This is a genomic window from Actinoplanes auranticolor, assembly GCF_018332655.1.
In the GTDB taxonomy this organism is placed as follows: Bacteria; Actinomycetota; Actinomycetes; order Mycobacteriales; family Micromonosporaceae; genus Actinoplanes; species Actinoplanes auranticolor.
The window spans coordinates 59,971-85,124 of record NZ_BOQL01000054.1 but is presented as its reverse complement, the minus strand read 5'-3'; the positions used below and the strand labels follow the sequence as shown (position 1 = coordinate 85,124).

The window sequence follows — 25,154 nt, the reverse complement described above, 5'->3', positions numbered from 1 at the left end:
CGGCTCCCGGCTCCCGGCTCCGAAGATTGTGACAGCGCCCTGTTTCACGTGGAACCTTCCGGCCATCTTTCCGAGCCACGTTGTAATGGTCAGTTAGTCCTTGAGCGCGCTGCCGCTCCACGGCTCAGGCATCCTGCGTGGCTTGTCGGCCGCTCGCGCGACTCGGCAAGCTTCATCCTCGCGACAGGATAGGGAACGTAACCGATGCCGGGCTCGGCCGGATCCTCGGCGTCTCGCGCGATGGCGGGCAGTGGATCAGCCGCGGCTTCAGCCGGGTCCGGAGGTCGGCGGAGTGCCTCCGGCATATCGTCGGACTGATGGATGCCGTCGGGGGGCGGTGCCGGGGAAGGGCTAGCTCGGCTCGCCGGTTGTCGCGCTCAGTGATCAGCACGACGCGGCGGCACCTTCAAGCTTCCGTCCCTCGGGCCCACAACCCGCCCACGACGATCGGCTGAGACTGGAGCCGCCGCCTATGGCGAACGGAAAGGCAACATCGCGAGTCGTTTCACGTGAAACCGGAACGCCACCGCGCTACCCCGTCCAACGATGAGCCGGAGTCGCTCTTGCGGAATGGGCTCAGCAGAAACCACTCAGACGACCCCGCAAGCAGTCCCAAGGATTCTGCCCGGAGTTGCCCTCCGAAGCCCCGAAGAGTCGCCACCCAGCTGCGGGATGAACTCCGGCTCCCAGCTCCCCAGCACCACGACTCCGCTGGCTCTTGCGTCCCCAGGCGCTGAACCCCTTCACCCCGGGAGGCCGCGGTTCACGTCAGACCGATACCGGCGTGGTGGGGGTCGATCGTTTGCCAAAGCCGGCGATGGTTGCGGCCGTCCAACAGACGACGAAGCACAGCTGTGCAGTATCAGGAGCCGACCTCCGATGCTCCATAGCCGAGAGCACCCCCCCCGCCGTTCCAAAATATGACGCAGCTGCAGATGCCGTCCGGCAAACTCGCCATGAGCCCCTACTCGCTAACGTCTGCGTTCAACATCTTTGCCGGAGCGATCCAACGCCGCGTCTTGCTGGCCGGCATAGTGCGCCCTGGGAGCCCACGGCTGCGTCTCGACATCAGTCTGTGCTCCACAACTATCCGGAGCCGAAGCACGAGGCCGTTCCACGTGAAACGCCAGCCGATGAGGCCACCGAGATCTGAAGAGGACACGGATCGGGTAGCAGGAGAACGACCTACGTCCGGCAGCTGCAAGGTCGCCAGCGCACACAGGATCTGCTCACAATGGTCAGGTCGGCCGAACGTCAAGAGCATGGCTGACACCATGGTCAACTTTCGAACGAGCACCTACGCTGCGGCGGGCATGGGGCAGCAGATCGCATCCTCGCTGTTCATCGAGAAGGTCGCTGCACCCAGAGCGGCCCGCGACGACAGCCCACCTCTGCCTGAGCACCCTGGCACCGTAAAGACCCGCACGGGCTCGTCGGTGCGCCTCCGTCTGAACCGTAGTAGCGATTGCCGGCCATCCCTGAGTACGAGTGCCACTCGCCGCCGCTCATAGATTCAACAACAGCCGTGTAGTGCGATTCAGGCAGGCGACTATCCGCAGCCAGGTCTCAGCAACACCTAAAGACGTGACGGCCATCCAGGTACGCACAATGCGGAGCCCCTGAGCTGATCCGCCGCTATGACGCAACATCCAGTCGAAGCCAGCACCAAGACAAAGGCCCTGTCCCGACATGAGTCTCCCGTCGAACAGAGTCGCTGGCCTCCTGACTCTCGATCGCGTAGCCGAGGGCGCGCCGCGCGGCATCAAGGAAGCACCAACTCTGTACCCATGACGAAGACTTGTGAGCCAGACCTGCCATCCGCGCAGTCCCAGAGAGCCGCCTCAGCCTTTGCCGCGCCTCGTAGAGGTTGGGCACCTCCCGGCTTCGAGCGCTCTCCTTGGTGGGCCAACTCGAAATCCAGTTCCTCGGATGGAGGAGGCTGACACTCACTGGGATACCCCGCACACAGCCACTCGTCCAAGACGCCATCGAGCTAAGGCGCTTCCGATCCATGACTGAACCGCCAACAAACGCGACCGATCTTCGCGTCCCGTCTCCGATGCACCCTGCCTCAACCGTGCCTGTCGCAAAACAGGGCGAATTGGAAGTCAGATTTCGCCCATCTCGTAGATCCACCGCCGCCAGAAACCTCAGGAGAATGGCTCTGACAGAACCGATCGCACCGCCGAAACCCGCTCCGAACTAACCCCGAGTGACGACACGACACCAGCAAATAGCCAACAACACCCGGACATGAAGAAGGCACGTGATCCGCCAAAATCACGTGCCTTGCATTCCAGAACCCAACACCGCCAACCGGCCGTCGGCGGTAATCGATCAGTCGGACTCGGCGCCTTCCTCTTCCACACCGATCATCCCCACGATCCGCTCCAGGTCGTCGACCGTCGCGAACTCGATCGTGATCTTGCCCTTGTTCCGGCCGATGTCGACCTTCACCCGAGTATCGAACCGGTCCGACAGCCGGTCGGCCAGATCGTTCAGCGCCGGCGCGTGGACCTTGGCCCGCCGCGTCGGTGCCGACTTCTTCGCCGGCCCGTCGGCGATCGCCAGCGACACCAGTTCCTCAGTCGCGCGGACCGACAACCCCTCCGCCACAATCCGAAGCGCCAACTGCTCCTGCGCGTCCGAGTCCTCCAACCCGAGCAACGCCCGGGCATGTCCCGCGGACAGCACCCCGGCTGCGACGCGTCGCTGCACCGGTGCCGGCAGGTTCAGCAGCCTTATGGTGTTCGATATCTGCGGCCGGCTCCGACCGATCCGCCGAGCCAGCTCCTCGTGCGTGGCACCGAACTCCTCGAGCAGCTGCTGGTACGCGGCCGCTTCTTCGAGTGGGTTCAGGTTCGCTCGGTGGATGTTCTCCAGCAGAGCATCCCGCAGCATCGCGTCGTCGCGAGTGTCCCGGATGATCGCCGGGATCGTCTCCTTGCCGACGGCCTGTGCGGCACGCCAGCGCCGTTCACCCATGACCAGCTCGTACCGGCCGCCGCCGACGTCCCGTACCACGATCGGCTGCAGGAAGCCGACCTCCTGGATGGAGGTCTTCAGTTCCTCGAGCGCCTCCTCGTCGAAGACGTGGCGCGGCTGCTTCGCGTTCGGCTCGATCGCGGTGACCGGCAGCTCCGCGAAGCGGGCACCGGGCACCGGAGCGAGACCACTGGTGTCCTCAGCCGGACCACCGTTGTCCTCAACCTCCGCCACCGGCGCGGCCGCGGACGCGGGCGCGGTGAACTGCGGCGGTGCCGTCGCCTCGGCGATCGGCGCCGGCGCTGGATCCGGTACGGCGGACGGCGGGGGAGGAGGCGGCGGCTCCTCGGTCGTGGTCGTGCCACCGGCCGCCGGGGGAGCGGTGGGGATCAGTGCGCCGAGGCCACGCCCCAGGCCGCCCCGTGGACGGTTCTTCATGCCGCGCCTCCCGTGTTGACCCCGCGCATCGCGATCTCCAGAGCGGCCTCGAAGTAGCTCGTGGCGCCCCGCGAACCCGGATCGTAGGTCATCACGGACTGGCCGTAGCTCGGAGCCTCCGACACGCGGACGTTGCGCGGAATCACGGCGTCGAGCACCTTCGAGCCGAAGTGGTTCCGCACGTCCTGCTCCACGGCGTCCGCCAGGCGCGTGCGGCGGTCGTACATGGTGAGCAGGATGGTGGAGACGTCGAGCGTCGGGTTGAGGTGCTGGCGCACCAGGTTGATGTTGTTGATCAGCTGGTTCAGGCCCTCGAGCGCGTAGTACTCGCACTGGATGGGGATGAGCACTTCCTGCGCCGCGCAGAGAGCGTTGACCGTCAGCAGGCCGAGCGACGGCGGGCAGTCGATGAAGACGTAGTCGAACTTCTCCGGGTGCCCGGCGATCGCGCGCTGCAGCCGTGACTCGCGGGCCACTACCGAGACGAGCTCGATCTCGGCGCCGGCCAGGTCGATCGTGGCCGGGACACAGAACAGGTTCGGGATGCCCTCAACCGCCTGCGCCACCTCCGCCAGCGGCACGTTGTCGATCAGGCAGTCATAGACGTCGGGCACGCCCGCGTGGTGGGGGACGTTCAGACCGGTCGAGGCGTTGCCCTGCGGGTCGAGATCGACCACCAGGACGCGGTTGCCGTGCAGGGCGAGCGCCACCGCAAGGTTCACCGTCGTGGTCGTCTTGCCGACGCCGCCCTTCTGGTTCGCGACGCAGAGCACCCGTGGATGGTCGGGGCGCGGCATGTGGATCTCGCCGCTCGGGTTGAGGATCTGCACAGCTCGCAACGCTTCCATGGCAAGGGGCGGATCGTCCTCATCCCGGTCCGGCGTTTCACGTGAAACATGCTCGTCTGCCGCCGCGCCTTCCGCGGACGGCTGCGTCGCCACGGCCGCAGGTGCGGCCAGCGCCGCCGAGACAGGAGCCGACGAGGGTACGGCCGCAGAGCCCGAGACCGGCGCAACCGCAGACTCCGACCGTGGTGCCGGAGCAGATCGCCGAGGCTCGGACGCACTGACCTCAGGCTCGGTCACCGGGGTGCCGTACACCTGACCGCCGTTCCCTGCGCGTGGTTGCGGCACGCCTTGCTCCCCACTGTCGAAGCTCACACTCAAGCTTCCGCTTCGATCCGAGCCGGCGTGTGGATCGGTTTCACGTGAAACACGGTCCCAGCCTGGGGCACCATCCGGGCCCCTGCCATACTCATGCACCGTTTTGTCCCTGCCTGCTTGGATTGGGTCGGCACCGCGAGCGTGCGGTCCGGCAGGAAGCGGCGGGGCGTCTGGCGCGCCCACCGTCCGGTCCACACTATCGACGCGCGGCCAGCCTACGGCCGCCGGGCGAGCGTCGCCACGGTTGTCCGCCTGATGAGTTGATGCCAACAACCCGTCCGGCGCCTCGAAGACCATGAATCCGGGCACCAACCGCATCTCGACCCGGTCATCGGCGGACCCAGCACCATTCTCGCCCAGTCCGGACGCCGCTATTACACCGCGTCCGGCCTCGGACTGCGGTCCCCCAAGCGAGCGCACGTAGTCCACCGACGGCCCCACGTGTGGCTCATCCCCAGCCCGTCCGCCAGGCTGCGACTCCGTTGGTCCCGATTCAGACCCACTGGCCCACGTCGAACTGGGCTCGGTCTGACCGCGCTCGGCCTCGTCGGCGGGACCCGCGGTTTGGCCCGAAGAGGTCGGACCAGGAGAAGCGGAACCAGGAAGAGCGGAACCAGGAGAAGCGGTCCCCGCAGAGGGCGAACCCCCAGAAGCAGCACCCACAGAAGCAGCACCGCCGGAAGCACTACCGGGGGAGAGATCGCTCTGGGGACGAGGGCCGACACCGGAGCCCGAGCCACAACCAGAGGAATCATCCCCCGGCGATCCAGCCCCCGAACCCGACCCACCCCGAGAAACAGACGACCGCTCCAGCTCAGCACCAGGCCGACCCGCATCCGGGCCTCGCTGGGGTCGTGGGACCTTTCCCGTTCGTTTCCGCACGCCCCGCCTGGCCATCTATCCCCTCCGCGATCTCCTTTTCCCGGAGCCGCGCCCACCGGCGGAGCGGCCCGGGTCGGCCGCCCTTCCGGACGGCCTCGGCCTTGGTGCCACGACGGCCCGCTCCCGCACGATCTCGACGACCGTGGTCGGCGGATCGATCAACCCGGCTCCACAGAGCCGGACGACCGGGTCGCCACCACCGAGCCGGGTGATCGCCTCGTGGTGTTCTGCCACCTCTTCCGCGGCCGCGGCGCCCTTGAGCGCCAGCAGCCGACCGCCCACGGCGGCGAGGGGCAGGCACCAACCGGCGAGCCGGTCCAGTGGCGCGACCGCGCGTGCGGTGACGACGTCGGCGGCGGCGGGGGGCCCACCGGCGACGTCCTCAGCGCGGCCCCGGACGACTGTGACGGTCGTGTCGAGGCCGAGTGCGGTCACCGCTTCGGACAGGAAAGCGGTTCGTCGTGCCAGCGGCTCGACCAGCGTAATCGTGAGATCTGGCCTAGCCACTGCCAGCACGATACCGGGCAAACCAGCACCAGACCCGACGTCGGTCACTGAAGCACCTAACGGGATCATCTCGGACATAACGGCACAGTTGATCAGGTGTCGCTCCCAGACCCGCGGGGCCTCGCGCGGCCCGATCAGACCTCGGACCACGCCGTCGGTGATGAGCAACTCCGCATACCGCGTAGCCAGATCGAGCCGGTCACCGAAGGTCTGCTCGGCCGCCGCCACAAAAGCAGGCGGGACCTCAGGAGAAAGCGGGACCTCGGAAGAAGCGGAAGGGGACAAAGGGGCGGACGACGACGGCCCGGGCACCACAGCGCCCGGGCCGTCGTCACCCGCGCCGGAGCGGGGGTCGGTCATCTCAGCTCAGTCAGCCGGTCGAACCACGATGCGACGGCTGGGCTCGACGCCCTCCGACTCGCTCTGCACGCCGGAGATCGCGTTGACCACGTCGTGCACGCACTTGCGCTCGAAGGCGGACATCGGCTCCAGGCGTACGGGATCGCCGTGCTCCTTGACCTTTTCGACCGCGTTGCGGGCGACCGCCGTCAGTTCCTTGCGCCGGGTCGCCCGGTAGCCGCCGATGTCTAGCAGCAGCCGGCTCGGCGAGCCGGTGGCCCGGAAGATCGCCAGGCGGGTGAGCTCCTGCAGAGCCTCCAGCGTCGCGCCGCGCTGGCCCACGAGCGGCTGCAGCCGGCCACCGACGACCTCGACCATCGGCCGGCCCGCCGACACGAGCTCGTCGATGTCACCGTCGTAGTCGAGGATGTCGAGCAGGCCCTCCACGTAGTCGGCAGCGATCTCGCTCTGCCGGAACAGGTCGGAGTCCGAGGTGACGGTCTCCGACTTCTTGGGCTCCTCGGTACCGGCGGACTCCGCGGCAGTGGCGGAAGCGGTCTCCTCGGTGGACTGCTCTGCGCTGGGAGTGCTGGTGTCGGTCACGGTCTCATCTCCGTACTCACTCGGGCCGGACCTGCTCGGTCCGCTGTTTCCCGCACCGGTGCCGCCTGGGAACGATCAGGTCGGCGCCGGCGCGAGGAGGTCTTTGTCGCCGCCCCGGCAGGGCCGCGCGCGGCCCGGGCGAGGCCCGGGCCGCAGCTGCGTCATCCCTGTGGTTTGTTCGCGGGTCGCGCGCCCTTCTTGGGGTTCACCGGCTTGGCGCCGGGCTTGGGCGCGAGGGCCTTGGTGTCGATGACCGGGATCGTCGGCTCCGGCTGGGCGGCCGGCTTGCGGCCGAACAGGCCACCGGTACGGCCACTCTGCACCGGGCTCTGTGGGCCCTTGGCGCCGGACTTCGCGCTGGTCGCGCCGCCCGGGCGGGCGGACGACGACGGGGTCTTGCCGTTGGCCATCGGCGGCGGCGGGAACTTACGGAGCACCCACTGCTGCTGGCCGAGGCTGAAGAGGTTGTTCGTGACCCAGTAGATGACCACGCCGATCGGGAACAGCGCGCCGGAGACGAGCAGCGACAGCGGGATGCCGTACAGCATCAGGCGCTGGATCATCTTCTGCTGCGGGTCCTCGGCCCAGCCGGTCTTGAGGATCATCTGGCGGCTGGTGAGGTACGTCGTCGCCATCATGATGAGGACCAGGACGGCAGCGATGATCTTGACCACGGTGCCGTTGGTCGCGCCGAGCCGGGTGAGGTCCTCCGCGGAGGAGCCGAACTGGGCCGGCAGGGGCGCGGTGAACAGCGCCGAGTGGGTGGCCTCACGGAACTGCTCGGCGGTCCAGCCGTACAGGGTGGGCTGGCCGTTGTCCGGGTTGAGCCGGCGCAGCACGTGGAACAGGCCCAGGAAGACGGGGATCTGCAGGAACATCGGGAGGCAGCCCATGAGCGGGTTGGCCTTCTCGACCTTGTACAGCTCCATCATTTCTTTCTGGAGCGTCTCCCGGTCGCCCTTGTGCTTCTCCTGCAGCAGCTTGACCTTGGGCTGCAGCGCCTGCATGGCGCGCTGGGACTTGATCTGCTTGACGAAGACGGGGAACAGGATCACCCGCAGCGTCACGACCAGGAAGACGATCGACAGGATCCAGGACCAGTTGGTGCCCAGCACCCTGCCGTCCGGGACACCGATCGCGTCCCAGAGGTCATGCCAGCGAAGAAGGATCCACGAGATCGCGATGTAGATCCAGTCGAGACTCAATTCATGCTCCAGTCACATCAGCAGGACGGTGACGGATCGGGTCAGGCACCGGATCGAACCCGCCAGGGTGGAAGGGGTGGCAGCGCAACAGCCGCCAGATCGCCAGGGCGGTCCCTCGGGAAGCGCCGTGCACCGCGATGGCCTCCTGGGCGTACGCGCTGCACGAGGGGTAGAACCGACAGCGGGCCGGCAGTGCCGGGCTCAGGTAACGACGGTACGCGACGATGCCCCCCGTCAGCACCCGGGCAACCGGCCTGCGTGGCGTGCTCATCGGCGCCGCCGCGGTGAGCGGGCCGCGGTCAGGGCGGCATCGAGGTCGGCGCCCAGCGTCTCGAAGGAAGCCGAGGCCGAAGCGGGCAGAGCCCGGACGACCAGCAGCGTGCCGTCCGGAAGGTCGGCGAGGCGGGGCCGGACCAGGTGCCGCAGGCGCCGGCGGACCCTGTTACGGGTCACCGCGTTGCCCACGGACTTGGACACGACAAAGCCGGCGCGCGCCGTGGAGGCTTGCGCCGGCTCATCGATAAGAAGGTGGACGACCACCGTGCTGCGCCCGGCCCGGCGCCCACCGCGAACCGCTGCGGCGAAGTCGGAGCTGCGCCTCAGTCGTTGCGCCGCGGCCAGCACGACTACCTGGACATCCGGCCGGACCAGCGTCGGCTCAGGCCGACAGCTTGTCGCGGCCCTTGGCGCGGCGGGTGGAGAGGATGGCGCGGCCGGCACGGGTACGCATGCGCAGCCGGAAACCGTGGGTCTTCGCGCGACGGCGGTTGTTCGGCTGGTAAGTGCGCTTGCTCACGTCAAAACTCCGTCTTCGTAGGGCGCCCACGTGACCGCAGGCGTCCAGGGGGCATCAAAGCTGCAAGACGCCACTTTAGCAGAGCGCGGCGGAGCAACCGCCCGACCCTACGCAGCACCCCCGGGGCGGTCAACCATCATCGGGTCGGCACGCCGACAGACAACTTCCCCGTCCGGGCTTCGTCACGCACGCTGGTCCGTCTGCGCACGGAGTGAATCTTTTCGTGCCAGGTCTGCCCCGGGGTGGGTACCGGCGGTTGATGCAGGTGCCGCCGCGCTGTTAGCGTGCCCGTTTGCTGGTCTGCAGTGCTGACGCGTCGAGTCGGCCAAAACCGGACGAGCCGGTTAATCGTTCGCCAGGTGAGCCTGTTTTCCCGCGCCAGCACAGGCTCCGGGGGAGTCCGCCGACCAACCGGCCGGGGAGCGACCGCCGACGAGTGCACAGGTTGTGGATAACCTGTGGACAGCCGGTGGCGCCGTACGTGTTCAGCACGTTGGATGTGCTGGGTTGGGGGTAGCCGGTCCGTGGCCCGTACGGGTGACGACGGGCAAGGGCGGCGGAAGCCGGACAAGGCCACCGGGGGACCGGTGGCGATGGGGGTGGCGCGGCGGTGGCCGATACGGTCGACCTTGGCGGGGTGTGGACCGCTGCGACGGACGAGCTGGCGGACGAGATCGCGTCCGCTCAGCAGCGTGCGTACCTGCGGCTCACCCGGCTGCGCGCCATAGTCGAGGACACCGCGCTGCTGTCCGTTCCGGACACGTACACCCGCGACGTGATCGAGTCGCGGCTGCGGCTGGCGATCACCGAGGCTCTGTCGCGCCGGCTCGGCCGGCCGATCCAGGTGGCCGTTACGGTCCGCCCGCCCGAGGACGGCACCGGCCGCCCGGGCACGGTCTACGGCACGCCGCCTCCCGAGCCGCCGACCCAGCCACCCGCGCACTACGCGGAGCAGCAGCAGCGTTACGCCGACCAGCAGCAGCACTATGCGGAGCAGCAGCAACCGCCGGCGTACCCGGACCGCTATCCACAGCCGCCGTCCTTCGGTCACCAGGACAACTACGACCAGAGCTACGAGAAGTCGTACGAGCAGAACTACAAGTCGGCCGACGGGCCGACCGGTTCCGCCCAGGCGCCGTTCCCACGCGTCGTGCCGTCGGCCCGTGACCCCCGCGACGGCCAGGACGCCCTGTTCGCCGCGCCGCTCCCGATGCCGGTGCGCCCGGCCGAGGGTCCGAAGACGGCCGCCGAGGACCAGCAGGAGAAGCAGGCGCAGACCCGTACGGAAGCGGAGCCGCAGCGCCGCGAGGCCCCGCGCCAGATGCCGCACTTCGCCGAGCCGCCGAACGAGTCGACCGGTCGCCGGATCGCCACCGACTCGGCCCAGCTGCGCGACAACCAGCGCCGCCCGGACGAGCGCCCGACGATGCACAGCCAGGACCGCCGCGACGACACCCTGCAGATAAGGCAGCACAGTGGTGACAACGGCCCGGGCCGCGCGCCGATGGACATGCGCGGGCAGGACCGCGACCGCCGGCCGGGCGGCAACGACGGCAACCGCCTGAACCCGAAGTACATGTTCGAGACGTTCGTCATCGGCTCCTCGAACAGGTTCGCCCACGCGGCGTCGGTCGCGGTGGCCGAGTCCCCGGCGAAGGCGTACAACCCGCTGTTCATCTACGGCAGCTCCGGGCTGGGCAAGACGCACCTGCTGCACGCGATCGGCCACTACGCGACGACGCTCGGCCACGCCCGCTCGGTGCGCTACGTCTCCACCGAGGAATTCACCAACGACTTCATCAACTCCCTGCGCGACGACAAGACGCAGGCCTTCCAGCGGCGCTACCGCGACGTCGACATCCTGCTGATCGACGACATCCAGTTCCTGGAGAACCGCGAGCGCACCCAGGAAGAGTTCTTCCACACGTTCAACACGCTGCACAACGCGAACAAGCAGATCGTGATCAGCTCGGACCGCTCCCCGCGCCAGCTGGCCACCCTCGAGGACCGGATGCGCACCCGCTTCGAATGGGGTCTGCTGGCGGACATCCAGCCGCCGGACCTGGAGACCCGCATCGCGATCCTGCAGAAGAAGGCCGCGCAGGAACGCATGTACGCCCCGGACGACGTCCTGGAATTCATCGCCTCCCGCGTCTCCAACTCGATCCGCGAACTCGAGGGCGCCCTCATCCGGGTGACCGCATTCGCGAGCCTGACCAGGTCGTCGGTGCAGCTCTCACTGGCCGAGGAGGTCCTGCGCGACTTCATGCCCGACGGCGCCGGCCCGGAGATCACGGCGGACCAGATCATGGTGTCCACGGCGGACTACTTCGGCGTGAGCCTGGAGGACCTGCGCGGCCACTCCCGGTCCCGCGTGCTGGTCAACGCCCGCCAGGTAGCGATGTACCTCTGCCGCGAACTGACCGAACTGTCCCTGCCGAGAATCGGCCAGGCCTTCGGCGGCCGCGACCACACCACGGTGATGCACGCGGACCGCAAGATCCGCCAGCACATGGCCGAGCGGCGGTCCCTCTACAACCAGATCGCCGAGCTGACCAACCGCATCAAGCAGAACACCTAAAGCTTTATCGGTACGCGCAGCGGAGCCCGCAACCGCAGCACCGGCTCGAGCAGCCACAGCAGTCAGCCCCGGAAATCTCAGGCCCGGCGATCTCCCGCCGGGCTGACCGCCGGCAAGACCAAGATCTGTTTGCTCAGCCGGTCGCACAGGTAGGCGATTCACACAACTCGCCGGAATTCTCAGCTGCTGGTCGACTCTGGGGTCGTGCTCCGCCAGTCAACACTCGGACCCTGCCGCTCCCACAAATAGCCGAGGCGAACTCAGATCTCCGCGGGTCGCCGTCCCGCCGTGCCACCCATCGCGACTGCGCCGGTTCGGCCACTCACGCGGCCGCCGCCGCGCAGATCCGGCACTCCGCCAGATCCGGCAGACGGGCCGATCCCACAGACGGGCCGATCCAACAGACGGGCGGATCCGGCCGACGGCAAGGGTCCGGTGCCCTCGCCTGGCCCGCCACGTTCCCGCTCATGCACCGCGGCCGAGCAGTTGGCCGGCCAGTTGGCCGGGCGAGTGACCGGTGACCGGGCAACGCTCAGGCGGGCAGCCGGGCAGGCGGGCAGCCGGGCAGCAGGCCGGGCGCCCGGGTGGGCAGTCGAGCGGCCGGGCAGTGAAGCGGACGGTCAGGCAATCGGCCCGCCTCGGCTTGCTCCCAAACCACGGTCCACCTGCTCCGGCCACAGCCAAACCGGTCCCGCGCGACGCCACCATCTAGAGCCCCCGGTCCCGCGCCGACGCCACCATCTAGACCAGCCGCAGCAGCACCGTGGCCACGCCCCTGCGCAACGCGCCACACACCCCGCCTCCACCTCGGAGAAACAAGGTGGTCCCCAACCCGGGCCGAGCCTCCCGGAGTGCCGCGAGTCGCCCGACAGAGATCACGGATCACCCAACGGTGGCCGCAGATCGCGCTCGAAAGACCGCAGATCGCTCGACCGGTGCCCCGGGTCGTCCTCGACCGGAGATCTGGATCGTCCTCGACCGGAGATCTGGATCGTCCTCGGCGGACGCCCGGATCGCACTGCTCGGCGAGGACCCGGACCGTGCCCGGCAGTGGCCCGAATCGCCCCAGCAGAGCCTGAATCCCGGTCCGCAGAGGCACGGCCCGCCCAGCGGCGACCTCGCATCGCTCGACTTATCCCCACCACGTTCGTGTCAACGCCGCGACGAAACGGGATCGTGCCAACGTTATCCACAGGAGTTCACAGGCGTTCACAGGAAGTTATCCCCAGCGGTGGAAAACCCTCAGGCTCGTACCCCACAGATGTGGATGAGCCCTGGGGAAATCGATGTGGACAGACACGCACCGTCACGACTGTCCCCACAGCCTGTGGACGCGTGTGGATTTCCTGTTGAAGGTTCTGGGGACGACGAGCCGGTAGCGTTCCGGCGTTATCCCCAGGCCTGGGCACAAACCCGGTGGATAACCGGTGGACAGACGGTGGACAACGGTGGACAACCGGAGTCGGGTCGACGACTGTGGACGCAGACCGGGGTTTGTACCCTGGTTTCCCACATGTGAATCACCGGTGGATAACCCTCTGACCAGCGCAGACAGGAGTTCTCCACACTTTGCACAGGACCGATGAAGACGACTATGTCTTCTCCAGGGAAATCCAAAAAGCAATCATCAGCGTTGGGGAAGGTGTGGATGAGCCGCTCTGCGGTCCGAACCATCCCTGACTCAACCCACAGCACCGGGGTCGGACGCATGCTGCGCCGACCCGCGCCATAGAGTTCAGTGGGCGCCATCAGCACATCCGATGCTGGTTCGTCGAGAAAGAGTGACGCGGAGGGCATGGCATGAAGTTCCGGGTGGAGCGAGACGCACTCGCCGACGCCGTGGCGTGGACGGCGAAGAGCCTGCCGAGCCGCCCGTCGGTGCCGGTGCTCGCCGGCGTCATGTTGCGGGTGACCGACGGCAGGTTGCACGTCTCCGGCTTTGACTACGAAGTCTCCAGTCAGGTGAGCGTGGAGGTGCAGGCCGACGCCGACGGCGCCGCCCTGGTCTCCGGCCGGCTGCTGGCCGAGATCACCAAGGCGCTGCCGAACAAGCCGGCGGACATCGCCGCTGTCGGTGCGCATCTCGAGCTCGTCTGCGGCAGCGCGCGCTTCACGCTGCCGACGATGCCGGTCGAGGACTACCCGACCCTGCCGGAGATGCCGTCCAGCGCCGGCACGGTCGACGCGCAGACGTTCGCCGGGGCCGTCCAGCAGGTCGCCATCGCGGCCGGCCGGGACGAGACGCTGCCGATGATGACCGGCGTGCGGATCGAGCTGAACGGCACCTCGATGGCCATGCTGGCCACCGACCGCTACCGGCTGGCCATGCGCGAGCTGCAGTGGAACCCCGACGACCCGGACATCAGCCTGAACGCGCTGGTCCCGGCGAAGACGCTGAACGACACGGCCAAGACCATGGGCCCGCTCGGCGGCGACGTCGTGCTCGCCCTGGCCCAGGGCAACGCCGGCGAGGGCATGATCGGCTTCGCGGGCGGGACCCGGCGCACCACCAGCCGGCTGCTCGACGGCGCGAACTACCCGCCGGTCCGCTCGCTCTTCCCGGCCAGCCACAACGCCGAGGCCCGGGTCAGCGTCTCCGCGCTCGTCGAGGTGGTCCGTCGTGTCGCCCTGGTGGCCGAGCGCACCACCCCGGTGCTGCTGAGCTTCGGCGAGGACGGCCTGGTGGTCGAGGCCGGCGGCACGGAGGAGGCCCGGGCCAGCGAGGCCATGGAGGCGACCTTCACCGGCGAGCCTCTGACGATCGGTTTCAACCCGCAGTACCTGATCGACGGTTTGCAGAACCTCGGCGCCCAGACCGCCGTACTCTCGTTCGTCGACGCGTTCAAGCCGGCTGTGATCTCCCCCGCAGCCGAAGACGGCGAAATCGTGCCGGGTTACCGCTATCTGATCATGCCGATCCGGGTAACCCGCTGATACTGGGCGGAAGAACCACTCATCTAGGGGGAACACCATGCAGCTCGGCCTTGTCGGTCTCGGCCGGATGGGCGGCAACATGCGCGGGCGGATCCGTTCCGCCGGGCACGAAGTCGTCGGCTACGACCGCAACCCCGACATCTCCGATGTCGCCAGCATCGCCGAAATGGTCGCCAAGCTCGCCGCGCCGCGGGTGGTCTGGACGATGGTGCCGGCCGGTCACATCACCGAGAGCACGATCGACGAACTGGGCGGGCTGCTCTCCGCCGGAGACATCATCATCGACGGCGGGAACTCCAAGTTCACCGACGACCAGCCGCGGGCCGACCGGCTCGCGCCCAAGGGCATCGGCTACATGGACTGCGGCGTCTCCGGCGGCATCTGGGGCAACCAGAACGGGTACGCGCTGATGGTGGGCGGCTCCGAGGAGAACGTCGCCACCTGCATGCCGATCTTCGAGGCGCTCAAGCCGGCCGGGCCGTACGGCTTCGTGCACGCCGGCCCCGTCGGTGCCGGCCACTACACCAAGATGGTCCACAACGGCATCGAGTACGGCATGATGCAGGCCCTGGCCGAGGGCTGGGAGCTGCTCGAGGCCTCGGAGTACGTGGACAACGTGCCCGGCGCGATCAAGAGCTGGCGCGAGGGCAGCGTCGTCAAGTCCTGGCTGCTCGACCTGCTCGACCGTGCGCTGGACGGCGACCCGGAGCTGGCCAAGCTCAAGGGCTACGCCGAGGACACCGGCGAGGGCCGGTGGACCGTCGACGAGGCGGTCCGGCTCGCCGTGCCGCTGCACGTCATCGCCGCGTCCCTGTTCACCCGTTTCGAATCGCGGCAGGCCGACTCGCCCGCCATGAAGGCCGTCGCCGCGCTGCGCCAGCAGTTCGGCGGCCACGCCGTCGTCGGCTGACCGGCCCAGGCGGCTTGGCCGCACGACAAAGGAGCTGAGCAGCCCAGGCGGCTTCGCCGCACTGCAAAGGAAAGCTGAGCAGCCCAGGCGGCTTCGCCGCACTGCAAAGGAAATCAGTGAGATGTACGTGCGCCGGGTCGAGTTGACCGACTTCCGTTCGTACGAGCGGGTGACGGTCGACTTCGATCCCGGCGTCGCGGTGCTCGTCGGCCAGAACGGCATGGGCAAGACCAACCTGATCGAAGCGCTGGGTTACGTGGCCACTCTGGACAGTCACCGGGTGGCCACCGACGCGCCGCTGGTCCGGGCCGGTGCGAGCTCGGCCGTGATCCGCAGCGAGATCGTCCACGATGGTCGCGAACTGCTGGTCGAGCTGGAGATCGTGCCGGGCCGGGCGAACCGCGCCCGGCTGAACAGATCACCCGTACGCCGGTCCCGCGAGGTGCTCGGCGCGCTGCGCATGGTGTTGTTCGCGCCGGAGGATCTCGAGCTGGTCCGTGGTGATCCGGCCGAGCGCCGGCGCTACCTCGATGATCTGCTGGTGGCCCGGCTGCCCCGGTTCGCCGGGGTGCGCGCCGACTACGACCGGGTGGTCAAGCAGCGCAACGCCCTGCTGCGCACGGCGTACCTGACGCGCAAGGTCGGCGGGACGCGCGGGCAGGATCTGTCGACCCTCGCGGTCTGGGATCAGCATCTGGCCCATCACGGGGCCGAGTTGCTGGCCGGGCGGCTGGAGCTGGCCGCGGCGCTGGGACCCCATCTGACCAAGGCGTACGACGCGGTGGCGGCCGGGCGGTCGACGGCCTCGATCGCGTACGCGTCCCGGCTCGGCGAATCGCTGGTCCCCGACCGCCCCCAGCTGGAGCAGGCGCTGCTCGCCTCGCTCGCCGAGCGGCGGCAGAACGAGATCGAGCGCGGCGTCACCCTGGTCGGCCCGCATCGCGACGATCTCTCCCTCACCCTGGGCGAACTACCCGCCAAGGGGTACGCGAGCCACGGCGAATCGTGGTCCTTCGCGCTGGCCCTGCGGCTGGCGGCGTACGACCTGCTGCGGGCCGACGGGATCGAGCCGGTGCTGGTGCTCGACGACGTCTTCGCCGAGCTCGACTCCGGCCGCCGGGAACGGCTCGCGGCGCTGGTGTCCGACGCGACGCAGTTGCTGGTGACCTGCGCGGTGCCGGAAGATGTCCCCGCGACCCTGCAGGGGGCCCGCTACGACGTCGGACCAGGAACGGTGACCCGTGTCTGAGGGAACCCCGGAAAAGCCGCCAGCGGCTGCCAGGGGCGCCGCAAAACGGGCCGCCGCGGGGAAGGCTGCTGGCGACGCGGAAGACGCGACAGGCCGCCAGCCGCCCTCAGCTGCCGGTGGCGCCGGTTCGGACGGCTCGGCGAGCGCACCAGGGGTCGCGGCTGACGGCGGGACAGCGGTCGGGCCGGAGCTGGCCCGCGCGGTCCTGGACGCCGCACTGGCCAGACGACGGGCCACTCAGCAGGCGCCGCGCCGCCGTACCGGAAACGACGAGGGCACCGGCCGCCGGTTGCGCGGCTATTCCGGCCCCGGGCCGGATCCCCGGGATCCGCAGCTCTTCGGGGTGATGCTCGAGCGGATCATGAAGCAGCGCGGCTGGCAGAAGCCGGCCGCCGAGGCCAAGGTCTTCGGCGCCTGGGAGAAGGTCGTCGGCCCGGACGTCGCCCAGCACAGCCGCCCGGTGAAGCTCGACGCCGGTGTGCTGACCGTGGAGGCCGAGTCGACGGCGTGGGCGACTCAGCTACGCCTGCTCGCCGCCAACCTCCTCAAGCGCATCGCCGCCGAGGTCGGCCACAACGTGGTCACCAAGCTCAACATCCACGGCCCGGCGGCGCCGTCGTGGGCCAAGGGCCCGCGCCGAGTGCAGGGCCGCGGCCCGCGCGACACGTACGGCTGAGACCTCCGTCGGACTCGCTCGAGAAGGACATCAGATGATGACGCCCGACGAATGCCTGCCAGTCGACCGGGAGCGCTATCCCGAAGTGGCCGACCTCGGTGGCCTGGGGCCGGCTTGGCGTGCCGCGGTCCAGCGCAGGGGCGTGGACGCGGGTGAACTGGAGACGGTGGGCCGTGGTCGCCGCCTTGCGGCGGGGTATCTCGTTGCGCGAAATGCACCGGCAGTTTCCGTTCATGCGGGTGGATCCCGTCGCCATGGCGCGCGAGGAAGGGGACCGGCCGGGTCTGTGGGACATCTACCTGAACGACCCGTACCTGGTGACTCTCCGGCCGCTCCTGCGGGCCGCCCACGCCGATCAGCGGTTACGCCGGTTCTACCCCTCGGTCGACCATGGGACCGTATTTCGACTCGTGGCCGACCTGCATGACCGGGCGGCCGGCAAAGTGGCGGTCGTCAAGCGCATGAACGAGGATCTCCGTCGCGGGTGGACTCAGTAGTCGGCGAAGACCGCAAAGCCGCGCTCGGCGCAGCGACGGTAGAAGCCCGACAGCACTGCCAGCTCCGTACGGGCGAAGCTCCAGTGCGGCGCGTTGCCTGCTTCGTCCCGTAGCGCCGCCAGCCGCTGGTCCAGCCAGCGCAGCTGCTGCTCGGCGAGGCGTCCACCGGTCACCGCGGCCCGCATCACGTCCGCCACGCTGTCGAAGGTGACCAGGTCGCCGTACGGCTGGTGGCCATCGACGAAGCGTTCCAGCCCGCCGGCGATCCAGGCGCAGCCGTCCGGGTCGATGACCGGGTCCTCGTCCTCCGCGGCCGCGTCGGTGGCGTAGAGGACACCCTCCAGCCCCAGCAGCAGGTCGACGAGCTCCGTGTACGCGGTTGCCCGTACCGTGCCGGTCTTGGCGATGTGCAGCGCCAGCGCGCCGGTGGGCGCGGCGATGTCCGGCGCGTCCGCGACGGCGCCGAAGTCGACGAACTCGGCCGGGGCGACCGGGTCGTAGAACCGGTTCGTCCGCGGCCAGTGCACGGCGACGTTGTCCAGCCCCTTGTCCAGCGCCATGGCGGGCTCACCTCTCCTCGAACTGCCGGGCTGCGGACCCGTCCGGCCGTGTACCGGGCCGCGCGGGCGAGGTTACGACACCGTCGCCTGCTGTCGTCAGGCAGTGTCGCAGCGCGTGGCCCCACCCGCCGGGAGGCGCGCCTCCGGGTCCGGGCGTCGAAAGGTTCGCCGTTGCGGGGGGCCCGCATTCCGTGTAGGGGGACTCGTGGGAGTGGCCCTCAATCGCGCTACGGCAATCTGAGGTACCCGGACGAGGGTGCCGGACCCTCTACAACTCGCTCCGACGGAGTAGAATCGACAGAGACCGGGAAAGTCCGCCCCGTGACGGCACTCCGTCACGCTACGCGATTTTTCCAGCCGATCACGATCCGCGGGTGACCGCGGCGACCGGCGCGCTCGGCTCCACCGGTGGTCCGCCTTCTTCCCGCGGTTCGTCGCCGGTGGCTCGCCCTGCCCGCCGGTGGCCGCCGGCCGCCCGCCAACCCCGTGACCAGCCCGCCTCGCGCGGGCCGGCGCGAGAAAGTGGCCGAGGGTGGCAGAGAACACGCAGGAATACGGTGCCGGTTCCATCACCGTGCTCGAAGGTCTCGAGGCGGTCCGTAAGCGCCCCGGTATGTACATCGGTTCCACGGGCGAGCGGGGCCTGCACCACCTGGTCTGGGAGGTTGTGGACAACGCCGTCGACGAGGCGCTCGCGGGCTACTGCGACACCATCGACGTGGTCCTGCTGCCGGACGGCGGCGTCTCCGTCACCGACAACGGCCGCGGTTTCCCGGTCGACCTGCACCCCAAGCTGAAGAAGCCCGGCGTCGAGGTCGCGCTGACGGTCCTGCACGCGGGTGGCAAGTTCGACGGCAAGGCGTACGCGGTCTCCGGCGGTCTGCACGGCGTCGGCGTCTCGGTCGTCAACGCCCTCTCCACCAAGATGTTCGTGGAGATCCACAAGTCGGGCAACGTCTACCGGCAGCACTACACCGGTTCCAAGCCCGGCCCGCTGGAGAAGGGCGAGAAGACCGAGCGGACCGGTTCGATGGTCCAGTTCTGGCCGGACCCGACGATCTTCGAGACGGTCGAGTTCGACTGGCAGACGATCTACCGCCGGATCCAGGAGTACGCCTTCCTCAACAAGGCCCTCACGATCAACCTGGTCGACCGGCGGCCGGAGCACGTCGACGAGGAGGGCAAGGCCCGCGAGGTCACCTTCATGTACGAGAACGGCATCGCCGACTTCGTGCGCCACCTCAACCAGACCAAGGCCCCGATCCACAAGACGGTGATCGAGTTCGAGGCCGAGGCCAACGACGAGGGCATGGCTCTCGAGATCGCGATGCAGTGGAACGAGTCGTACGGCGAGTCGGTCTACACCTTCGCCAACACGATCAACACCCACGAGGGCGGCACCCACGAGGAGGGCTTCCGGGCCGCGCTGACCAGCATCGTCAACCGGTACGGCGCCGAGAAGAAGTTCCTCAAGGGCGACGAGAAGCTCTCCGGTGAGGACATCCGTGAGGGCCTGGCCGCGATCATCTCGGTGAAGCTGACCAACCCGCAGTTCGAGGGTCAGACCAAGACCAAGCTCGGCAACACCAACATGAAGAGCTTCGTCCAGAAGATCGCCAACGAGCAGATCGCCGACTGGTTCGACCGCAACCCGGCCGACGCGAAGCAGATCATCACCAAGGCCTCGCAGGCGGCCCGGGCCCGGATCGCCGCGCAGCAGGCCCGCAAGCTGGCCCGGCGCAAGTCGCTGCTGGAGTCCGGCTCGATGCCGGGCAAGCTGGCCGACTGCCAGTCGACCGACCCGCGGGTGTCCGAGCTGTTCATCGTCGAGGGCGACTCGGCCGGCGGCTCGGCCAAGCAGGGCCGCGACAGCCAGATCCAGGCGATCCTGCCGATCCGCGGCAAGATCCTCAACGTGGAGAAGGCCCGGATCGACCGGGTGCTGAAGAACAACGAGGTCCAGTCGCTGATCACGGCCCTGGGCACCGGCATCCACGAGGAGTTCGACGTCGCCAAGCTGCGCTACCACAAGGTGGTGCTGATGGCCGACGCCGACGTGGACGGCCAGCACATCCAGACGCTGCTGCTCACCCTGCTGTTCCGCTTCATGCGGCCGCTGGTCGAGCTGGGCCACGTCTACCTGGCCGCCCCGCCGCTGTACAAGATCAAGTGGAACAAGCGCGGCGACGACGCCCAGTACGCCTACTCCGACCGCGAGCGGGACGGCCTGATCGAGCTGCGCCAGCAGAAGAAGGCGAACGCGAAGCCCGACGACATCCAGCGGTTCAAGGGTCTCGGCGAGATGAACTTCCGTGAGCTCTGGGACACGACGATGGACCCGGCGGCCCGGACGCTGAAGCAGGTCACCCTCGACGACGCCGCAACCGCGGACGAGCTGTTCAGCGTCCTGATGGGTGAGGACGTCGAGGCGCGGCGCTCGTTCATCCAGCGCAACGCCAAGGACGTGCGGTTCCTCGATATCTGAGTACGTGAGCGGCGTCACTCGACGCCGCTCACCTCGGGTTATGCACAGCGAATCACCGCTTTCCACAACGTTATCCACAGCGAAATGCGTAGCCTGATGCCGTTTGTCGGGTTTGACTGTTAGTAAGGGTTAACTGTGACGGATACTCCCGAGACCCCCGCCGAGGAACCCCAGGACGTGCCCGGCGGCGGAGTGAGCCAGCGGGTCGAGCCGGTCGGCCTCGAGGTCGAGATGCAGCGCTCGTACCTCGACTACGCGATGAGCGTCATCGTCGGGCGGGCGCTGCCGGACGTACGGGACGGCCTCAAGCCGGTGCACCGCAAGATCCTGTACGCGATGTACGACGCCGGCTTCCGCCCCGACCGCGGCTACGTCAAGTGCGCCCGCGTCGTCGGTGACGTCATGGGTAACTACCACCCGCACGGTGACTCCTCGATCTACGACGCCCTGGTCCGGATGGGCCAGCCGTGGTCGCTGCGCTACCCGCTGATCGACGGCAACGGCAACTTCGGCTCGCCGGGCAACGACCCGCCCGCCGCCATGCGCTACACCGAGTCGAAGCTCTCGCCGCTGGCCATGGAAATGCTGCGGGACATCGACGAGGACACCGTCGACATGCAGGACAACTACGACGGCCGGGCCAAGGAGCCCACGATCCTGCCCGCGCGGTTCCCGAACCTGCTGGTCAACGGCTCCGAGGGCATCGCGGTCGGGATGGCGACCAAGATTCCGCCGCACAACCTGCGCGAGATCGCCGCCGCCGTCCAGTGGTATCTCGACAACCCGGAGGCCGACGAGGCCACCACGCTCGAGGCGATCCTGGGCATCGTCAAGGGACCCGACTTCCCCACCCGCGGCCTGATCGTCGGTCAGCAGGCGATTCAGGACGCCTACCGCACCGGCCGGGGTTCGATCCGGATGCGCGCGGTGGTCGAGGTCGAGGAGGACGCCCGGGGCCGGCCGTGCCTGGTCGTCACCGAGCTGCCGTACCAGGTGAACCCCGACAACCTCGCCGAGCGGGTCGCCGAGCTGGTCAAGGAGGGCAAGCTCACCGGGATCGCCGACATCCGGGACGAGTCCTCCGGGCGTACCGGAATGCGGTTGATCCTGGTCCTCAAGCGCGACGCGGTCGCCAAGGTCGTGCTGAACAACCTCTACAAGCACACCCAGCTGCAGGAGACCTTCGGCGCCAACATGCTGGCGCTGGTCGACGGGGTGCCGCGCACGCTCAACCTGGCCCAGTTCATCCGGCACTACGTCGACCACCAGATCGACGTCATCCGCCGGCGCACGGCCTACCGCCTGCGCAAGGCCGAGGAACGCGCGCACATCCTGCGCGGCCTGGTCAAGGCGCTGGACATGCTAGACGAGGTGATCGCCCTGATCCGGCGCTCGCCCACCGTCGAGGATTCCCGCCAGGGCCTGATGCAGCTGCTCGACGTCGACGAGATCCAGGCCACCGCGATCCTGGACATGCAGCTGCGGCGCCTGGCGGCGCTGGAGCGGCAGAAGATCGTCGACGAGCTGGCCCGCATCGAGATCGAGATCGCCGACCTCAAGGACATCCTGGCCAAGCCGGAGCGGCAGCGGGCGATCGTCTCCGACGAGCTGGCCGAGATCGTGGCCCGCTTCGGCGACGACCGCAAGACCCAGATCATCCCGTTCGACGGCGAGGTCTCGATGGAGGACCTCATCGCGCGCGAGGACGTTGTGGTGACGATCACACGAACCGGTTACGCGAAGCGCACGAAGGTTGATCTGTACCGCTCGCAGAAGCGCGGCGGCAAGGGCGTGAGCGGCGCATCCTTGCGTCAGGACGACATCGTCAGCCACTTCTTCGTGATCTCCACGCACTCGTGGATCCTGTTCTTCACCAACAAGGGCCGGGTCTACCGCGCGAAGGCCTACGAGCTGCCCGAGGCCAACCGCGTCGCCAAGGGCCAGCACGTCGCCAACCTGCTCGCCTTCCTTCCGGACGAGCACATCGCGCAGGTCATCCAGATCCCGGACTACCGGGTCGAGCCGTACCTTGTGCTCGCCACCAAGAATGGCCTCGTGAAGAAGACCCGCCTCGAGGAATTTGACTCCAACCGCAGCGGTGGCATCATCGCCATCAACCTGCGGGAGGATGACGAATTGGTGGGCGCCACGCTGGCCGCGCCGGAGAACGACCTGCTCCTGGTCTCGAAGAAGGCTCAGGCCATCCGGTTCAACGCGACCGACGAGGCGCTGCGGCCGATGGGACGGGCGACCTCGGGCGTGATCGGCATGCGCTTCAGCGAGGCGGACGAACTCCTCGCGATGGAGGTGGTTCGTGAGGGCATGGACGTTTTGGTCGCGACCAACGGCGGGTATGCGAAGCGGACGCCGATCGAGGAGTATCCGGTGCAGGGCCGGGGCGGCAAGGGTGTGCTGACGGCCAAGATCACGGAGCGTCGTGGCGGGCTCGTCGGAGCGCTCGTGATCGACCCGGAGGATGAACTATTTGCCATCACCAGCAATGGTGGTGTCATCCGGACTCCCGTGAAGCCTGTACGGCGCACGCGGGATCGGAACACAATGGGGGTCAAGCTGATGGACCTCCCAGAAGGTGTAACCATCGTGGCGCTTGCTCGCAATGCCGACGAGCCTGACGAACAGGACTAGTTGATGCCGGAGACACAGGCGAAGTCGGGGGGCCCGGGATCCTCGGCATCTCCGGTCGACGCGGAGCCGAAGAAGGACGGCGCCGCACCGACCGGACGCGAGGGAGCCGGCCGCGCGGCGGTACCCGCCGATGCCCCGTCCCAGCCGAAGTTCACCCGCGCGCCGGGCATGGCCCCGCCGCCGGGTGAGCCGCCCGCCGACAGTGACGGTCAGGCCGAGCAGAAGCGGCCACCGGCCGCCCCGGCGGCGGGCCCTTCGGTCGCCAAGGGCTCGGCCACGGTGCCGATCGTCACCAAGGGCAAGAGCGGCGGTTCCGCAGCAGTGGCTCAGGGCGGGCAGGCCGGGCGCACCGGGGTTCAGCCCCCGGCCAAGCCCGGTACGGCTCCCCAGCGCCCCGCTGAGGCCCCCAAGCGCCCTTCGGGCAACGCCGCCGCCAGCGGCTCGGCCGCCGTCGGTGCGGCCCGGGTCTCCGAGGCGGTCCGTTCCGCGCGCTCGACGGTGACGTCGGCCGCGGCGCGTGGCCCCCGCCGGGCCCGGCTGAACCTCAAGCGGATCGATCCCTGGTCCGTGATGAAGTTCGCCTTCGCCGTGTCGGTGGTCCTGTTCATCGTGGTGGTCGTGGCCACCTCGGTGCTGTACCTCTCGCTCGACGCCATGGGCGTCTGGCAGACGGTCAACAACAGCCTGCAGAGCCTGGTGAACACCACCGGCGGCGGCACCGAGGCCGCGGCGCCCGGCAGTGGCTTCCGCATCACCGCCTGGGGCGTCATCGGCACGTCGATGCTGATCGGCGCGGTCAACGTGGTGCTCTTCACCGCGCTGGCCACGCTGGGCGCGTTCATCTACAACGTCTGTGCCGACCTGGTCGGCGGCGTCGAGCTGACGCTCGCCGAGCGCGACTGATCCACCCGTGACTGTGGTTGCGGCCGCCGTGTCCGGCACGGCGGCCGCCCCCAATTTTGGGTAGCGCAAGGCGGTACGGTAATCTTCGTGTCGCTGTCACGGGGCTATAGCTCAGTCGGTTAGAGCGCAGAGCTGATAACTCTGAGGTCGCTGGTTCGATTCCAGCTAGCCCCACCAAGCACCACCTCCCGCCGCAGATGTAAGGGGATCCAGCAATGCTGAAGAAGCTCCTGATCGTTGCCGGCGTCATCGGCGCGACAGCCCTGGTCGTCAAGAGGGTCAAGGCCTCCAGCGACGAGCGCGCCCTGTGGCACGAGGCCACCACCGCGCCCGACCTGCGCTGAGCCCCACCTACCGGGGGCCCTAGCTCAACTGGCAGAGCACCGCCTTTGCAAGGCGGGGGTTAGGGGTTCAAGTCCCCTGGGCTCCACAAACCCACCATGCAGCGATTGCGGTTCCGCGCCTCGCACCTTCCGGCTGTGCGCGACGGCAGCAAGCGAGTGACCATGCGGTTCCGGGATCCCGTACGGGTCGGACCGGCGCTGTTGGTCTTCGAGTTCGACGACGAGATCTCCCTGCCGGGCTCCATCACCTCCACCGTGGCCAAGCCGGTCGGGAGCATCACCGACGAGGAAGCCCGGGAAGACGGCTTCGCCGGCGCCGCCGACGTGCTCCTCGGCCTGCGCGACTACTACCCGGATTTGCAGGCGGGCGACGAGATCGTGATCGTCCGCTTCGACGTGGACGGTGACTGAGCCCGGCGCGACAAGCCGGGGCGGTGAAAGAGTCAAGACC

General features: G+C 68.6%; 20 protein-coding genes and 2 tRNA genes. 13 read left to right on the top strand and 9 right to left on the bottom strand.

From position 1 onward, the window contains the following. Window positions 1-2,337 precede the first annotated feature (2,337 nt). From Aau02nite_RS31980 to rpmH, 8 genes are all read right to left on the bottom strand, one after another. Window positions 2,338-3,423: a ParB/RepB/Spo0J family partition protein gene (locus Aau02nite_RS31980; RefSeq protein WP_212992320.1), complete on the bottom strand. Its 1,086-nt coding sequence runs from the start codon at window positions 3,421-3,423 to the stop codon at window positions 2,338-2,340. Continuing rightward, the gene (locus Aau02nite_RS47515) at window positions 3,420-4,685 is read right to left on the bottom strand and encodes a ParA family protein (protein ID WP_281421076.1); all 1,266 of its coding nucleotides are present in this window, start codon (window positions 4,683-4,685) and stop codon (window positions 3,420-3,422) included. Before Aau02nite_RS47515 ends, Aau02nite_RS31980 begins: the two co-directional genes overlap by 4 nt. Window positions 4,686-5,483: 798 nt before the next feature. Further along, window positions 5,484-6,335 carry a 16S rRNA (guanine(527)-N(7))-methyltransferase RsmG gene (gene rsmG / locus Aau02nite_RS31970; RefSeq protein ID WP_212992319.1) on the bottom strand — a complete coding sequence of 284 codons (852 nt, stop codon included), beginning with the start codon at window positions 6,333-6,335 and terminating at the stop codon, window positions 5,484-5,486. Window positions 6,336-6,341: 6 nt separating this feature from the next. Continuing rightward, window positions 6,342-6,917 carry a Jag family protein gene (locus tag Aau02nite_RS31965; RefSeq protein ID WP_212992318.1) on the bottom strand — a complete coding sequence of 192 codons (576 nt, stop codon included), beginning with the start codon at window positions 6,915-6,917 and terminating at the stop codon, window positions 6,342-6,344. A gap of 161 nt (window positions 6,918-7,078) precedes the next feature. Beyond that, a complete protein-coding gene (gene yidC / locus Aau02nite_RS31960; RefSeq protein ID WP_212992317.1) occupies window positions 7,079-8,122 on the bottom strand; it encodes a membrane protein insertase YidC in 1,044 nt (347 codons plus the stop codon). 1 nt (window position 8,123) lies between these two features. Further along, complete coding sequence (yidD, locus tag Aau02nite_RS31955; protein ID WP_212992316.1) at window positions 8,124-8,393, bottom strand: membrane protein insertion efficiency factor YidD; 270 nt, start codon at window positions 8,391-8,393, stop codon at window positions 8,124-8,126. Further along, the gene (gene rnpA, locus Aau02nite_RS31950) at window positions 8,390-8,746 is read right to left on the bottom strand and encodes a ribonuclease P protein component (RefSeq protein ID WP_212992315.1); all 357 of its coding nucleotides are present in this window, start codon (window positions 8,744-8,746) and stop codon (window positions 8,390-8,392) included. Before rnpA ends, yidD begins: the two co-directional genes overlap by 4 nt. Window positions 8,747-8,780: 34 nt before the next feature. After that, a complete protein-coding gene (rpmH, locus tag Aau02nite_RS31945; RefSeq protein ID WP_125812322.1) occupies window positions 8,781-8,918 on the bottom strand; it encodes a 50S ribosomal protein L34 in 138 nt (45 codons plus the stop codon). Window positions 8,919-9,528: 610 nt separating this feature from the next. Here rpmH and dnaA point away from each other — a divergent pair. The 6 genes from dnaA (at window position 9,529) to Aau02nite_RS31915 (ending at window position 17,765) form a co-directional block, all read left to right on the top strand. Then, window positions 9,529-11,499: a chromosomal replication initiator protein DnaA gene (gene dnaA / locus Aau02nite_RS31940; protein WP_212992314.1), complete on the top strand. Its 1,971-nt coding sequence runs from the start codon at window positions 9,529-9,531 to the stop codon at window positions 11,497-11,499. A 1,800-nt stretch (window positions 11,500-13,299) separates the two neighbouring features. Continuing rightward, window positions 13,300-14,433, top strand: coding sequence for a DNA polymerase III subunit beta (gene dnaN, locus Aau02nite_RS31935; protein ID WP_212992313.1), 1,134 nt, complete (start codon window positions 13,300-13,302; stop codon window positions 14,431-14,433). A 37-nt stretch (window positions 14,434-14,470) separates the two neighbouring features. Then, window positions 14,471-15,343, top strand: a complete 873-nt coding sequence (gene gnd, locus Aau02nite_RS31930) for a phosphogluconate dehydrogenase (NAD(+)-dependent, decarboxylating) (protein WP_212992312.1) — start codon at window positions 14,471-14,473, stop codon at window positions 15,341-15,343. Between the two features lie 121 nt (window positions 15,344-15,464). Beyond that, window positions 15,465-16,592, top strand: coding sequence for a DNA replication/repair protein RecF (gene recF, locus Aau02nite_RS31925; protein ID WP_212992311.1), 1,128 nt, complete (start codon window positions 15,465-15,467; stop codon window positions 16,590-16,592). 190 nt (window positions 16,593-16,782) lie between these two features. Further along, entirely contained in the window at window positions 16,783-17,268 is a 486-nt protein-coding gene (locus tag Aau02nite_RS31920; protein WP_246595595.1) for a DciA family protein, read from the top strand. A gap of 173 nt (window positions 17,269-17,441) precedes the next feature. Then, on the top strand, window positions 17,442-17,765 hold the full coding sequence (locus tag Aau02nite_RS31915; RefSeq protein ID WP_212992309.1) for a hypothetical protein: 324 nt from the start codon (window positions 17,442-17,444) through the stop codon (window positions 17,763-17,765). Here the strand turns inward: Aau02nite_RS31915 and Aau02nite_RS31910 are convergent. Further along, complete coding sequence (locus tag Aau02nite_RS31910; RefSeq protein WP_212992308.1) at window positions 17,759-18,325, bottom strand: hypothetical protein; 567 nt, start codon at window positions 18,323-18,325, stop codon at window positions 17,759-17,761. The genes Aau02nite_RS31915 and Aau02nite_RS31910 overlap by 7 nt on opposite strands. A 532-nt stretch (window positions 18,326-18,857) precedes the next feature. Here Aau02nite_RS31910 and gyrB point away from each other — a divergent pair. The 7 genes from gyrB (at window position 18,858) to Aau02nite_RS31875 (ending at window position 25,114) form a co-directional block, all read left to right on the top strand. Then, entirely contained in the window at window positions 18,858-20,810 is a 1,953-nt protein-coding gene (gyrB, locus tag Aau02nite_RS31905) for a DNA topoisomerase (ATP-hydrolyzing) subunit B (RefSeq protein WP_212992307.1), read from the top strand. Window positions 20,811-20,945: 135 nt separating this feature from the next. Then, window positions 20,946-23,456 (top strand): DNA gyrase subunit A, encoded by a 2,511-nt coding sequence (gyrA, locus tag Aau02nite_RS31900; protein ID WP_212992306.1) that lies wholly within the window; start codon window positions 20,946-20,948, stop codon window positions 23,454-23,456. A 3-nt stretch (window positions 23,457-23,459) separates the two neighbouring features. Next, window positions 23,460-24,359, top strand: coding sequence for a DUF3566 domain-containing protein (locus tag Aau02nite_RS31895; RefSeq protein WP_212992305.1), 900 nt, complete (start codon window positions 23,460-23,462; stop codon window positions 24,357-24,359). Between the two features lie 100 nt (window positions 24,360-24,459). Then, a tRNA-Ile gene (locus Aau02nite_RS31890) sits at window positions 24,460-24,536 on the top strand. A 38-nt stretch (window positions 24,537-24,574) separates the two neighbouring features. After that, window positions 24,575-24,703 (top strand): DLW-39 family protein, encoded by a 129-nt coding sequence (locus Aau02nite_RS31885; protein WP_212992304.1) that lies wholly within the window; start codon window positions 24,575-24,577, stop codon window positions 24,701-24,703. A 13-nt stretch (window positions 24,704-24,716) separates the two neighbouring features. Then, window positions 24,717-24,789, top strand: a tRNA-Ala gene (locus tag Aau02nite_RS31880). Between the two features lie 10 nt (window positions 24,790-24,799). Beyond that, a complete protein-coding gene (locus Aau02nite_RS31875) occupies window positions 24,800-25,114 on the top strand; it encodes an ASCH domain-containing protein (RefSeq protein ID WP_212992303.1) in 315 nt (104 codons plus the stop codon). Window positions 25,115-25,154: the final 40 nt, after the last annotated feature.